This window comes from Pseudomonas citrullilanati (assembly GCF_030580855.1).
GTDB lineage: Bacteria > Pseudomonadota > Gammaproteobacteria > Pseudomonadales > Pseudomonadaceae > Aquipseudomonas > Aquipseudomonas citrulli.
Genome location: NZ_JAUQOP010000015.1, coordinates 102,390 through 115,460 on the forward strand (window position 1 = coordinate 102,390; position 13,071 = coordinate 115,460).

Sequence of the window (13,071 nt, forward strand, 5' to 3'; positions counted from 1 at the left end):
GGCGGCGGTTTAGGCTAGAATGCACGGCCTCAAAGCACACCCCCTTCCCGAGGCTGTCCCGAAGATGTTGATCCTGCGCGGCGCTCCTGCCCTTTCTGCCTTTCGCCACAGCAAACTTCTTGAGCAACTGAGCCAGAAAGTACCGGCTGTCAGCGGCTTGTACGCTGAATTCGCTCACTTCGCCGAAGTCACCGGCGGTTTGACCGGCGACGAACAGCAGGTGCTCGCGCGCCTTCTGAAGTACGGTCCTAGTGTTCCTGTCCAGGAGCCGACCGGTCGCCTGTTCCTGGTCCTGCCGCGTTTCGGCACCATTTCGCCGTGGTCGAGCAAGGCCAGCGACATCGCCCGCAACTGCGGCCTGGCGAAAGTCCAGCGCCTGGAGCGCGGCATTGCCTTCTATGTCACCGGTGAATTCAGCGAGGCCGAGGCCCAACTGATCGCCGAAGGCCTGCATGACCGCATGACCCAGATCGTGCTGGGCAACCTGGAAGACGCCGCGGGCTTGTTCAGCCACGCCGAACCCAAGCCGCTGACCGCCATCGACGTGCTGGGCGGCGGTCGCGCCGCGCTGGAAAAAGCCAACGCCGAACTGGGCCTGGCCCTGGCCGAGGACGAGATCGACTACCTGGTCAACGCCTTCCAGGGCCTCAAGCGCAACCCCCACGACATCGAACTGATGATGTTCGCCCAGGCCAACTCCGAGCACTGCCGCCACAAGATCTTCAACGCCAGTTGGGACATTGACGGCCAGAGCCAGGAAAAAAGCCTGTTCGGCATGATCAAGAACACCTACCAGATGCACAGCGAAGGCGTTCTTTCTGCTTATAAGGACAACGCCTCGGTCATCGTCGGCAGCGTCGCCGGTCGTTTCTTCCCGGACCCCGAGACCCGCCAGTACGGTGCGGTCCAGGAGCCGGTGCACATCCTGATGAAGGTCGAGACCCACAACCACCCGACCGCGATCGCCCCGTTTCCGGGCGCTTCCACCGGTTCCGGCGGTGAGATCCGCGACGAGGGCGCGACCGGTCGCGGTGCCAAGCCCAAGGCGGGCCTGACCGGTTTCACCGTGTCGAACCTGCAGATCCCAGGCTTCGAACAGCCATGGGAAAAGCCCTATGGCAAGCCTGAGCGCATCGTCAACGCCCTCGACATCATGATCGAAGGCCCACTGGGTGGCGCGGCGTTCAACAACGAATTCGGCCGTCCGGCACTGACCGGTTACTTCCGTACCTTCGAACAGTCCATCGCCACCCCGCGCGGTGAAGAAGTGCGCGGCTACCACAAGCCGATCATGCTCGCCGGCGGCATGGGCAACATCCGCGCCGAACACGTGCAGAAGGGCGAGATCGTGGTCGGCTCCAAGCTGATCGTCCTCGGTGGCCCGGCCATGCTCATCGGCCTGGGCGGCGGCGCCGCGTCCTCGATGGCCACCGGCACCAGCTCGGCGGACCTGGACTTCGCCTCGGTCCAGCGGGAAAACCCGGAAATGGAACGCCGTTGCCAGGAAGTCATCGACCGGTGCTGGCAGTTGGGTGACAAGAACCCCATCAGCTTCATCCACGACGTCGGCGCGGGCGGCCTGTCCAACGCCTTCCCGGAACTGGTGAACGACGGTGGCCGCGGTGGCCGCTTCGAATTGCGCAACATTCCAAACGACGAGCCGGGCATGGCCCCGCATGAAATCTGGAGCAACGAATCCCAGGAGCGTTATGTCCTGGCGGTCGGCCCGGCCGACTTCGAGCGGTTCCAGGCCATCTGCGAGCGCGAGCGCTGCCCGTTCGCGGTGGTCGGCGAAGCCACCGCCGAGCCGCAACTGACCGTCACCGACAGCCACTTCGGCAACAGCCCGGTGGACATGCCGCTGGAAGTGCTGCTGGGTAAGGCCCCGCGCATGCACCGTTCGGCCGTTCGCGAAACCGAGCTGGGGGATGATTTCGACCCGTCCACCCTCGACCTCGCCGACGCCATCGAGCGGGTCCTGCACCACCCGGCCGTGGCGAGCAAGAGCTTCCTGATCACCATCGGCGACCGTACCATCACCGGCCTCGTGGCCCGTGACCAGATGGTCGGCCCATGGCAAGTGCCGGTGGCCGACGTCGCCGTAACCGCCACCAGCTTCGACGTCTACACCGGTGAAGCCATGGCCATGGGCGAGCGCACGCCGCTGGCGCTGCTGGACGCCCCGGCATCGGGCCGCATGGCCATCGGCGAGGCCCTGACCAACCTCGCGGCCGCGCGCATCGGCAAGATCTCCGACATCAAGCTGTCGGCCAACTGGATGTCCGCCGCCGGCCATCCGGGTGAAGACGCCCGCCTGTACGACACCGTCAAGGCCGTTGGCATGGAGCTGTGCCCGGAGCTGGGCATCACCATTCCGGTGGGCAAGGACTCCATGTCCATGGCCACGCGCTGGAACGACGAAGGCGTGGACAAGAGCGTGACCTCGCCGCTATCGCTGATCGTGACCGGTTTCGCCCCGGTGACCGATGTTCGCCAGACCCTGACCCCGCAACTGCGCATGGACAAGGGCACCACCGACCTGATCCTGATCGACCTGGGCCGTGGCCAGAACCGCATGGGCGCCTCGATCCTGGCCCAGGTGCACGGCAAGCTCGGCAAGCAAGCGCCGGACGTGGACGATGCCGAGGACCTGAAGGCGTTCTTCGCCGTGATCCAGGGCCTCAATGCCGACGGTCACCTGCTGGCCTACCACGACCGCTCCGACGGTGGCCTGCTGACCACCGTGATGGAAATGGCCTTCGCCGGCCACTGTGGCCTGAACCTGACCCTCGACAGCGTGGCCGAGTCCGCCGATGAAATCCCGGCCATCCTGTTCAACGAAGAGCTCGGCGCGGTGATCCAGGTCCGCCAGGACGCCACTCCGGACATCCTCGCCCAGTTCAGCGCCGCCGGCCTGGCCGAGTGCGTCTCGGTGATCGGCCAGCCGATCAACAACGCGCACATCGACATCACCTTCAACGGCGACACCGTCTTCGAAGGCCAGCGCCGCCTGTTGCAGCGCCAGTGGGCTGAAACCAGCTACCAGATCCAGCGCCTGCGGGACAACGCCGAGTGCGCCGAGCAGGAGTTCGACGCCCTGCTGGAAGAAGACAACCCGGGCCTGAGCGCCAAGCTCAGCTACGACGTCAACCAGGACGTGGCCGCGCCTTACATCAAGAAAGGCATTCGCCCGCAAGTGGCGGTCCTGCGCGAGCAGGGCGTCAACGGCCAGGTGGAAATGGCGGCGGCCTTCGACCGCGCCGGCTTCAACGCGATCGACGTGCACATGAGCGACATCCTCGCCGGGCGTGTCGACCTGAACGACTTCAAGGGCATGGTGGCTTGCGGCGGCTTCTCCTACGGTGACGTGCTGGGGGCCGGTGAAGGTTGGGCCAAGTCCGCGCTGTTCAACAGCCGCGCCCGTGACGCGTTCCAGGGCTTCTTCGAGCGCAACGACAGCTTCACCCTCGGCGTGTGCAACGGTTGCCAGATGATGTCCAACCTGCACGAGCTGATCCCGGGCAGCGAGTTCTGGCCGCACTTCGTGCGTAACCGTTCCGAGCAGTTCGAAGCCCGCGTGGCGATGGTCCAGGTGCAGGAGTCGAACTCGATCTTCCTGCAGGGCATGGCCGGTTCGCGCATGCCGATCGCCATCGCCCACGGCGAAGGCCACGCGGAATTTGAAAGCGAAGAAGCGCTGCTCGAAGCCGACCTGTCCGGTTGTGTGTCGCTGCGTTTCGTCGACAACCATGGCAAGGTCACCGAGACCTACCCGGCCAACCCGAACGGCTCGCCGCGCGGGATCACCGGCCTGACCAGCCGCGACGGCCGCGTCACGATCATGATGCCGCACCCGGAGCGTGTGTTCCGCGCGGTGCAGAACTCGTGGCGTTCGGACGACTGGAACGAAGACGCGCCCTGGATGCGCATGTTCCGCAACGCTCGCGTCTGGGTGAACTGAGTCGGTGTACAAGCTCTGCTTCTTCGTCCCGGCCAGCCACCTGGACGAGGTCAAGGACGCCGTATTCGCCGCCGGTGGCGGCCGGATCGGCGACTATGACCGCTGCGCCTGGCAAGTGCCGGGCCTGGGCCAGTTTCGACCGTTGGAGGGCAGCCAGCCGTTCATTGGCGAAGCGGGCCAGGTCGAGCAGGTCGAGGAATGGAAGGTGGAGCTGGTCGTGGCCGATGAGCGGGTTCGTCCGGTGGTGGCCGCGCTGAAGCAGAGCCATCCGTACGAGACACCGGCGTATGAAGTGTGGCGGTTGGAGGATTTCTGATCCGTCACCCGCTGGTATGGGAAACCCGCTGATTGATTCAGCGGGTTTTTTTATGGGCGGTCCGTCAGCCCCGGCACCGGCCTGTCGGCCCTATTGATGCCGATATTCCAGTCGGCAGGCTTCCCGCTCGATGCCAATGCATTCCACCGGTTCACCCACGCCTTTTTCAAAACGCCGGGCGTTCATCAACAGACCACCCTTGATACCGCCGATGAACGCGAACGCGCCCTCGCGGTTGCCGGTGTAGCGCCCGGACAGATCCACCGCCACGCTGTTGGGCCTGACTTCATACACCCAGCCGCCGTTTTCGGCTTCCGTGACGGCCCAGATCTTGGCGTCGCTATAGTCGCGGAACGCCATGATGAGCGATCGTGCAAAGGGCGATTCAGGCGTGGTTGAAAGGCGCAGATCCGGCGGCAAGGCGTTCTTGCCCCGCAGTCCCTGGGCCATTGCATCCGCACCTTGCACCGCATTGATCTTCGCAGAGCTCACCGCCCACAGCGATTGCTTGCTCGTGGTCCAGGCCAATCCTTCGACAGGCACGAGCCTGGTCCAATCGATGGGGGTCGCGGCCACCTCTTGCATCGTTTCATGGCCGGTGGGTTCGCGGTAGTTCGGGTTCGCGACGCAGTCGTGCGGGTCGGTTTTCTTGCAGGCCTGCTTGATGAAGACACCCTTGACCCCACCGGGGTAGCTGATTTCTTCCTCTACAGGAATGGGCCCGCCCGATTGCGCCTGGTCGACGCCATGGGGCGCCTTGAACTCGAACACCCATTCGTTGGCGAAGCTCTGGGCGATACGCTGGCTACGGGTCGTGCTGCTATAGACGGATCGTTGGGCGCCAGCCCCATGACCGAACCAGTCGTACATCCAGGTATCTTCGGGAAAGGCGACGGATTTGGGCAACAGTCCCTCCTGGAAGGCTTCCAGCCCCTGGTTGGTGGTGTCGCCCCGATAGAGCGTATCCATGTCGGTTCGCCAGCGCAGCGAGGGATTGGTGGCGCGGATGTCCACACTCGAATCGGCCGCGACCTGGCGCCAGGCTTCGTACCAAGGTTCTTCCTTCGAGGCGGCGCCCGGGGTCGCCGCCCACGCATGGGGCGCCGCTTGCCAGGCGCCTGCCAGGACCAAGGCGACCGCCGCCGCCCGAATGAAACCGTTATGTCTACTCATGATGGACACCTCACCTGTGACGAGGACGCCAATCGAATCACATACTTCATTACGACCTATTCTTCGAATTGACAGTGTTAAGGCAGATTGCGCAGTGCGAAGGCACCGCTCGGGTGCGCCTCGGTTCCGCGTGGAACTGAGAATAGATGACGGAGGCGGGGGTGATGGGTCGATATTGTAACAAGCTGCTGTGAGGGGGGCGGCCCGAGAAGGGTCAGGTGAAGCAGCGGGGGTGCAATGGGTCGGAAAAAACCCATACCTGTTGTTTCTGACAGTAGCGAAGGTTTGCCCGACAGTTTTTAATCAAGGGTTTTCACGGAGATACGGCACTCGTCGAACCTGGCCGTTCGGGACGCCAGGTGTGCCGGCGCCCCATGCCGCGTCCAGGGGTTACGGCCGGATCTCGATCATCGTGCCATCCGGCACCAGGTTCCAGACTTCGCGCATGTCGACGTTGCGCATGGCGATGCAGCCGTCGGTCCAGTCCAGGGTGTGGAACAGTTCCTCGGGGTTTTCCTCGGTGTCCGGGGTGCCATGGATCATGATCATGCTCCCCGGTTCCACGCCTTCGCGGCGGGCGCGGGCGGCGTCGCTGATGTTGGGGTAGGAGATGTGCATCGACAGGTAGAAGCGGTCGCTGGTCTTGCGCCAGTCGATCCAGTAGAAACCCTCGGGGGTGCGTTTGTCGCCCTCGATCAGCTTGGGGCCTTTCTTGGCGCCCTTGCCCAGGGAAATACGGTAGGTCTTGAGCGGCTTGCCGTCGTTGATCAACTGCAATTGATGGGCGGACTTGAGCACCAGCACTTTCTCGATGGGCTTGCCGTCGTAGGTGCCCAGAGCGGAGGCCTGGGACACAGCGGTGAACGACAAGCAGAACAGCACAAGCAACCAGCGCATTGAAAGGGTATTCCTTTGGGGTTCAGGTTTTGGCAGGTTGAGCCAGCGGCGGAATCGATTCGCAGCGCACCCGATAGGCCTCGGCGCGACGGTCCGCGTAGAAATATTCCAGGGTGCGCCCCACGGTGCGGAACGCCAGCTCATCCCAGGGAATGTCGGCTTCTTCGAACAATTGCACTTCCAGGCTTTCAGGACCGGCGGCGAAATCCTCGTCGACCAGCTCCGCGCGGAAGAATACATGCACCTGGCTGATATGCGGTACGTCTATCAGCGTATAGATGCTCAGGTTGCGCACCCGGGCGCAGGCTTCCTCGGCGGTTTCGCGCACGGCGGCCTGCTCGACCGTCTCGCCGTTCTCCATGAAGCCTGCCGGCAGCGTCCAGTAGCCGCGCCGGGGTTCGATGGCGCGCCGGCACAACAACACCTTGCTGCCCCAGGTCGGCACGCAACCGGCGACGATGTTGGGGTTCTGGTAATGGATGGTGTGGCAGGTGTCGCAAACGAAACGCAGGCGTGAGTCGCCTTCGGGTATGCGCTGGGTGACCGGGTTACCGCACTGGCTGCAGAATTTCATGCTTGGATTCCTGAATGCTGCGCCTATCTTGGCGTGCACGGCCAGGGTCGGCAAGTTGTCGTTTCGCGACACGACGCGGCACGGGGGTTGGGCCGCTTGAACGATTGGTGCATGATGCAAGGCAGCGAATGAATCGAGAAGTCTCATGCTGGACGAGCTACTGCATCGAGTAAGCAACCATACCCCGCGTGACCTGCAGGCCGACCGTCGTTTTCCCGAAGCCGCCGTGCTGGTGCCGATCACGCGTGGTGACGAGCCGGAGCTGGTATTGACCTTGCGTGCCAGCGGGCTCTCGACCCACGGCGGCGAAGTGGCGTTCCCGGGGGGACGTCGCGACCCGGAGGACCCCGACCTGGTCTTCACCGCCCTGCGCGAAGCCGAGGAAGAAATCGGCCTGCCGCCTGGCCTGGTGGAAGTGATCGGCCCCTTGAGCCCGCTGATCTCGCTGCATGGGATCAAGGTCACGCCGTACGTCGGGGTGATCCCCGATTTCGTCGAGTACCGGGCCAACGATGCCGAGATCGCCGCGGTGTTCAGCGTGCCCCTGGAGTTTTTCCGCAAGGATCCCCGCGAACACACCCATCGCATCGATTACCAGGGCCGTAGCTGGTACGTGCCGAGCTACCGTTTCGGCGAGTACAAGATCTGGGGCCTGACGGCGATCATGATCGTCGAGCTGGTCAACCTGCTGTACGACGCCGGCATCGACCTGCACACCCCACCCCAGAGCTTCATCAACACCTGACGCCCCGAGGATTCCCATGAAATACCGCCTGGGCGATGCCCGTGTCGAAACCCACCCGCAGAGTTGGGTCGCACCCAACGCCACGCTGGTGGGCAAGGTCCGCCTGGAAGAGGGCGCCAGTGTCTGGTTCAACGCCGTGCTGCGCGGCGACAACGAACTGATCCTGATCGGCAAGAACAGCAACGTGCAGGACGGCACGGTGATGCACACCGACATGGGCTACCCGCTGACCATCGGCACCGGTGTCACCATCGGCCACAACGCCATGCTCCATGGCTGCACCGTGGGCGACTACAGCCTCATCGGCATCAATGCGGTCATCCTCAACGGCGCCAGGATCGGCAAGCACTGCATCATCGGCGCCAACTCACTGATCGGCGAGGGCAAGGAGATTCCCGACGGCTCGCTGGTGATGGGCTCGCCCGGCAAGGTGGTGCGCGAGTTGACCGAGGCGCAGAAGAACATGCTCGTGGCCAGCGCGGCCCACTATGTGCACAACTCCCAGCGCTACGCCCGCGACCTGGCCGAGCAGGAACCATGAGCGTCCCTGAACGGCCGGTGCCTTCGCCCTGCGTGAACATCTGCGCGCTGGACGATGACGACATCTGCACCGGTTGCCAGCGCACCGTGGCGGAAATCACCCGTTGGAGCCGGATGGACAATGACGAGCGCCGGGGTGTCCTGGCGTTGTGTCATGAACGGGCCAAGGCCAGTGGGTTGGTGTGGATGTTGCCGGCGAGGCGTTGATATCAGCACTGTGATACAAAAGGACTTATAGTTCGAAGGACCACAGTGGAGCAAAATTGTCTCACTCAGATACCAAAACCGCTCCCTTAATCTCAACTTCTTGCCCAATCCGGTAACCGCGCCAAAAACCAAGTCTCATTGACGCAGATAAGTTGGTTCTATAGGAAGGGTAAAACTGCACGCAGCGAACCATTGTGTTGGTCGCTGCGTACAATGTTTAGATCTTAAAGTTGTAAATTAGTAGCCCTTCTGTTCAGGGGGTCCATCTAGCATATAATCGATATCCTTTCGCGCCCTTTCTTCGGTTTCATAAGTTAGAGTGCTCTTTATTCCATCCGAGTCCTCAAAACTGTACGCAATTTTCTGATCAACTAAGACTCCATTAGACCATCGACCGCCGGTCGGGCCCTCGAATATTTTGTAACCCCTATAATCCTTTGGGTATGACATGTCTCACCTCATGTTTCCGATGATTTTGGACAGCCTCTCGCGTCAAGTCAGTTCGCGATGATTAATAGGATAAGGACGGAAATAAGTTTGATCTACTGTAGGGAATAACAGTTCGATAGGCTGATTTCTAATAGGTTTGAATTTTTTTATCAGTTGCTGCAATAAGGGAGGTTCCATATATACAGCAATTTCATGGTGGCTTTTTGGGTCTAAGGTCGCAGCTTGCTCTTGGCGGCAGGGTAGTTCTCGGCGGATATTTTTTAGTTAGAATTGCAGCTGTTATTGCACTGTCATTATTTATTCGGAAAGACAGAATATTCCAAAAAATATTGCCGCCGTCAGCGCGGGTGCCGCCCCAACCACCGATCCACTCCCACCACTCCTGACGCAATCGCGACGAACCCCGCCAATATCCCCCCGGCATTGATGAACACCTGTGGATAACCCAGCTTCGCCACATCGATGAAGGGGTAGGGGTAGGCCGCCAGTACATGGCCCCGGAACAGCACATAGGCGAAATAGACCAGGGGGTAGAGCACCCAGAGCCCGATATGGCCCGGGCGCAAGCTGCCCTTGGGCACCCACCGCCACCAATAGACGAGGTACAGCACCGGCACCACGTCGTGCAGCAATTCATCGGCCACGAACTGCCAGCCTTCCGGTTGCCACAGGTGGCGCAGCAGCAGGTTGTAGGCCAGGCTGACCAGGGCGATGCTCACGGCGATGCCGCTGCTGACGCCGGGGCCCAGGAACCAGCGGCGAACCGGGGACGGGCGAGGGGTCAGCTCCCAGGCCAGCACCACCGCCACCAGGGTGTTGGTCAATACGGTGAAGAAACTGAAGCAGTTGACCAACCCGCCCAACAGGCTGGCGCCCAGCTCCCAGCGACCGAGCAGGATCAGGTACAGCTGGATGCCAAGGCCCACCCAAGCCAGCAGTGCCACCACCGACACGAAGCGCTGGCGCAGCGTGAGGCGCCGACCGCTATTGAAGCCCATGGCTCACTGCGGCCGCTTGGTGCGCATGAGCTTGATGTACAGGCGCTCGACTTTCTCCCGTGCCCACGGCGTCTTGCGCAGGAACGTCAGGCTCGACTTGATGCTCGGGTCGCTCTTGAAGCAGCGGATGTCGATGCGCTCGGCCAGGCCCGACCATTCGTAGTGCTGCACCAGGGCATTGAGGATCTGCTCCAGCGTCACGCCGTGCAGCGGATTGTTATTGGGTTCGGTCATCGGAGGCCCTGCGCAAAGAGAGGTAAAGCCGCGCACCTTAGCCGAGCAGCCCTCGGGGTGGAAGCCCGCTGGCGTCGGGACGACCCGGCGGCTGGCACACTGTTACTAAAACCGAAATGATCCATGTCAATTAAAGCCCTTTCTCAAACGAGAACGGATCATTATCCTTGCGCCCATCTGCTGAAACGTTTCTCGCGCCGCCTCCGCCTTCCAAAGACAGCGCTGTCTGTTCGGCGGGGCTGCGAGAGCGCCAACCGAATTTGCCTTTCCAACTGAACCATGCCCCCGCCAGATCGTCATCTAAAGTGACAACTGGCGCGGGCCTTCTTAAAACGTCACGGAGAATCACACTATGAGCACTGAGGGTGCTTTGAGTCGAAGCCGTCTGCTACCGAGCCTGCTCGGCATTCTGCTTCTATTGATGGGCCTGGCCCTGTTGGCCGGGGGGATCAAGCTGGGCACGCTTGGCGGCTCTTGGTATTACCTGCTGGCGGGCATTGGCCTGGCGCTGACCGGCGTGCTGCTGATCATGGCCCGGCGTGCGGCCCTGGGCCTGTACGCGCTGGTGCTGTTCGCCAGCACCGTGTGGGCGTTGTGGGAAGTTGGCCTGGACTGGTGGCAACTGGTGCCGCGCCTGGCCATGCTGTTCGCTCTGGGCATCGTCATGTTGCTGCCGTGGTTCCGTCGTCCGTTGTTGACCGCCGATGCCTCGGCCACCGGGACTCGCGCCTTGGGCGCCGCCGTGGTCATCGCTGGCGTCGCGGCCATCGCCAGCCAGTTCACCAACCCCGGTGAAATCAAGGGCCAACTGGACCGTGACGCCGTACCGGGCATGAGCAACACCGCGCCGGCCATGCCGGAGGGCGACTGGAACTCCTATGGGCGCAGCGCCCACGGCGACCGCTATTCGCCGCTGGCGCAGATCACCCCCGGGAACGTCGGCAAGCTGAAGGAGGCCTGGACCTATCGCACCGGCGACCTGCCAGGGCCGAACGACCCGGGCGAGACCACCGCCGAAAATACCCCGCTGAAAGTCAACGGCATGCTCTACGTGTGCACGCCCCACAGCCAGGTGATCGCCCTCGAACCGGAAACCGGCAAGGAAATCTGGCGTTTCGATCCGAAGCTCTCCACGCAAAAAGCCGAGAACTTCAAGGGCTGGGCCCACATGACCTGTCGTGGCGTGAGCTACCACGATGACGCGGTGTACGCCTCGGCCGAGCAGAGTCCCACCGGCACCGCCAGCACCACGCCGGCCAGCACCGTGTGCCCGCGCCGGATCTTCCTGCCGACCGCCGACACCCGCCTGATCGCCCTCAACGCCGACACCGGCAAGATGTGCGAAGACTTCGGCGACAAGGGCCAGGTCGACCTGAGCGCCAACATCGGCGGCTTCACGGCGGGCGGCTACTACTCCACCTCGCCACCGGCGGTCACCCAGAACCTGGTGGTGATCGGCGGCCACGTCACCGATAACGTTTCCACCGACGAACCGAGCGGTGTGATTCGCGCCTACGACGTGCACACCGGCAAGCTGGTATGGAACTGGGACAGCGGCAACCCGGACGACACCACGCCGATTGCCGAAGGCCAGACCTACACCCGCAACTCGCCGAACATGTGGTCCATGTTCAGCGTCGATGAAAAACTCGGCATGCTCTACCTGCCGATGGGCAACCAGACCCCTGACCAGTTCGGTGGCCATCGCACACCGGAATCGGAAAAATATTCCGCGGGCCTGACGGCGCTGGACATCGCCACCGGCGAGGTGCGCTGGTACTTCCAGTTCACCCACCACGACCTGTGGGACATGGACGTTGGCGGTCAACCGACCCTGATGGACATGAAGACCGCCGACGGGGTCAAGCCGGCCGTGCTGGCTTCGACCAAGCAGGGCAGTATCTATGTGCTCGATCGCAGCACCGGCCAGCCGATCATCCCGATCAAGGAGATCCCGGTGCCCCAGGGCGCGGTGGAAGGCGACCACACTTCGCCGACCCAGCCGATGTCCGACCTGAACTTCGTGCCGCCCGTGCTCAAGGAAAAGGACATGTGGGGCGTGACCCCATTCGACCAGATGTTGTGCCGGATCGACTTCAAGTCGCTGCGCTATGACGGCATGTTCACCCCGCCGTCGCTGCAGGGTTCGATCGTCTACCCGGGCAACTTCGGGGTATTCGACTGGGGCGGTATTTCGGTGGATCCGGTGCGCCAGATCGCCTTCGTCAACCCGAGCTACATGGCGTTCAAGTCCAAGCTGGTGCCGGCGGCGGAAGTGGCCGGCGGCCCGGGTCGCAAGAGCGAAACCGAGGGCGTGCAACCGAACAAGGGCGCGCCCTACGGTGTGATCCTCGAAGCGCTGCTCTCGCCCATGGGCCTGCCTTGCCAGGCGCCTGCCTGGGGCTACGTGGCGGCCGTGGACCTGACCAACCACAAGACCCTGTGGAAGCACAAGAACGGCACCGTGCGTGACAGCTCGCCGGTACCGATCCCGCTGAGCATGGGTGTCCCGAGCCTGGGCGGCACGTTCACCACCGCCAGCGGCCTGGCGTTCCTGAGCGGTACCCTCGACCAGTACCTGCGCGCCTATGACGTGAAGAACGGCAAGCAACTGTGGGAAGGCCGCCTGCCAGCTGGCGCCCAGACCACGCCGATGACCTACACCGGCAAGGACGGCAAGCAATACGTACTGGTCGTCGCCGGCGGCCATGGCTCGCTGGGCACCAAGCAGGGTGACTATGTGATTGCCTACAAACTGCCGGACTGATCCAGGACGGCGTAAGTGAAAAAGGCGACACCCTTGCGGGTGTCGCCTTTTTTTGTATCGGACTTTTGTGGTCAACCAGCTTTTGTGGCGAGGGGATTTATCCCCGCTGGGCTGCGATATAGGTAGTCCGTTCCTTGCTCTTCCATACTGATGTTCGCTGGAATTCGGTTGTCGGCGAGGAAGGAACATGCACCTGCGGGCTACGAATA

General features: G+C 62.6%; 11 protein-coding genes. 6 read left to right on the forward strand and 5 right to left on the reverse strand.

The window, feature by feature from the left end; translation table 11 throughout:
- Positions 1–64: 64 nt before the first annotated feature.
- Together purL and Q6A48_RS12720 are read left to right on the forward strand one after the other, a co-directional pair.
- Complete coding sequence (gene purL / locus Q6A48_RS12715; RefSeq protein ID WP_304554454.1) at positions 65–3,961, forward strand: phosphoribosylformylglycinamidine synthase; 3,897 nt, start codon at positions 65–67, stop codon at positions 3,959–3,961.
- Between the two features lie 4 nt (positions 3,962–3,965).
- A complete protein-coding gene (locus Q6A48_RS12720) occupies positions 3,966–4,277 on the forward strand; it encodes a YqfO family protein (protein ID WP_304554455.1) in 312 nt (103 codons plus the stop codon).
- 90 nt (positions 4,278–4,367) lie between these two features.
- On the opposite strand, the gene Q6A48_RS12725 is transcribed toward Q6A48_RS12720, so the two are convergent.
- The 3 genes from Q6A48_RS12725 to Q6A48_RS12735 all read right to left on the reverse strand — a co-directional run bounded on the left by Q6A48_RS12725 (position 4,368) and on the right by Q6A48_RS12735 (position 6,921).
- A complete protein-coding gene (locus Q6A48_RS12725; RefSeq protein ID WP_304554456.1) occupies positions 4,368–5,450 on the reverse strand; it encodes a scabin-related ADP-ribosyltransferase in 1,083 nt (360 codons plus the stop codon).
- Between the two features lie 390 nt (positions 5,451–5,840).
- Entirely contained in the window at positions 5,841–6,347 is a 507-nt protein-coding gene (locus Q6A48_RS12730; protein ID WP_304554457.1) for a L,D-transpeptidase family protein, read from the reverse strand.
- Between the two features lie 22 nt (positions 6,348–6,369).
- A complete protein-coding gene (locus Q6A48_RS12735) occupies positions 6,370–6,921 on the reverse strand; it encodes an NUDIX hydrolase (protein WP_304554458.1) in 552 nt (183 codons plus the stop codon).
- Positions 6,922–7,066: 145 nt separating this feature from the next.
- On the opposite strand from Q6A48_RS12735, the gene Q6A48_RS12740 reads away from it, so the two are divergent.
- From Q6A48_RS12740 to Q6A48_RS12750, 3 genes are read left to right on the forward strand one after another with little or no spacing between them, the layout of a single operon-like run.
- On the forward strand, positions 7,067–7,666 hold the full coding sequence (locus tag Q6A48_RS12740) for a CoA pyrophosphatase (RefSeq protein WP_304554459.1): 600 nt from the start codon (positions 7,067–7,069) through the stop codon (positions 7,664–7,666).
- A 16-nt stretch (positions 7,667–7,682) separates the two neighbouring features.
- On the forward strand, positions 7,683–8,207 hold the full coding sequence (locus tag Q6A48_RS12745; RefSeq protein ID WP_304554460.1) for a gamma carbonic anhydrase family protein: 525 nt from the start codon (positions 7,683–7,685) through the stop codon (positions 8,205–8,207).
- Positions 8,204–8,413: a DUF1289 domain-containing protein gene (locus Q6A48_RS12750; protein WP_304554461.1), complete on the forward strand. Its 210-nt coding sequence runs from the start codon at positions 8,204–8,206 to the stop codon at positions 8,411–8,413. Before Q6A48_RS12745 ends, Q6A48_RS12750 begins: the two co-directional genes overlap by 4 nt.
- Before the next feature lie 788 nt (positions 8,414–9,201).
- Here the strand turns inward: Q6A48_RS12750 and Q6A48_RS12755 are convergent.
- Together Q6A48_RS12755 and Q6A48_RS12760 are read right to left on the reverse strand one after the other, a co-directional pair.
- The gene (locus Q6A48_RS12755; protein ID WP_304554462.1) at positions 9,202–9,861 is read right to left on the reverse strand and encodes a Pr6Pr family membrane protein; all 660 of its coding nucleotides are present in this window, start codon (positions 9,859–9,861) and stop codon (positions 9,202–9,204) included.
- Between the two features lie 3 nt (positions 9,862–9,864).
- Complete coding sequence (locus tag Q6A48_RS12760) at positions 9,865–10,095, reverse strand: VF530 family protein (protein WP_304554463.1); 231 nt, start codon at positions 10,093–10,095, stop codon at positions 9,865–9,867.
- Positions 10,096–10,447: 352 nt separating this feature from the next.
- Between Q6A48_RS12760 and Q6A48_RS12765 the strand changes: the two genes are divergently transcribed.
- Positions 10,448–12,862: a glucose/quinate/shikimate family membrane-bound PQQ-dependent dehydrogenase gene (locus Q6A48_RS12765; protein WP_304554464.1), complete on the forward strand. Its 2,415-nt coding sequence runs from the start codon at positions 10,448–10,450 to the stop codon at positions 12,860–12,862.
- Positions 12,863–13,071 lie beyond the last annotated feature (209 nt).

Excerpts from the sequence above, each read along its gene's own strand:
- Q6A48_RS12750 (WP_304554461.1), top strand. The coding sequence starts at position 8,204 with ATGAGCGTCCCTGAACGGCCGGTGCCTTCGCCCTGCGTGAACATCTGC.
- Q6A48_RS12730 (WP_304554457.1), bottom strand. The coding sequence starts at position 6,347 with ATGCGCTGGTTGCTTGTGCTGTTCTGCTTGTCGTTCACCGCTGTGTCC.
- purL (WP_304554454.1), top strand. The coding sequence starts at position 65 with ATGTTGATCCTGCGCGGCGCTCCTGCCCTTTCTGCCTTTCGCCACAGC.
- Q6A48_RS12725 (WP_304554456.1), bottom strand. The coding sequence starts at position 5,450 with ATGAGTAGACATAACGGTTTCATTCGGGCGGCGGCGGTCGCCTTGGTC.
- Q6A48_RS12760 (WP_304554463.1), bottom strand. The coding sequence starts at position 10,095 with ATGACCGAACCCAATAACAATCCGCTGCACGGCGTGACGCTGGAGCAG.
- Q6A48_RS12765 (WP_304554464.1), top strand. The coding sequence starts at position 10,448 with ATGAGCACTGAGGGTGCTTTGAGTCGAAGCCGTCTGCTACCGAGCCTG.
- Q6A48_RS12740 (WP_304554459.1), top strand. The coding sequence starts at position 7,067 with ATGCTGGACGAGCTACTGCATCGAGTAAGCAACCATACCCCGCGTGAC.
- Q6A48_RS12755 (WP_304554462.1), bottom strand. The coding sequence starts at position 9,861 with ATGGGCTTCAATAGCGGTCGGCGCCTCACGCTGCGCCAGCGCTTCGTG.
- Q6A48_RS12735 (WP_304554458.1), bottom strand. The coding sequence starts at position 6,921 with ATGAAATTCTGCAGCCAGTGCGGTAACCCGGTCACCCAGCGCATACCC.
- Q6A48_RS12745 (WP_304554460.1), top strand. The coding sequence starts at position 7,683 with ATGAAATACCGCCTGGGCGATGCCCGTGTCGAAACCCACCCGCAGAGT.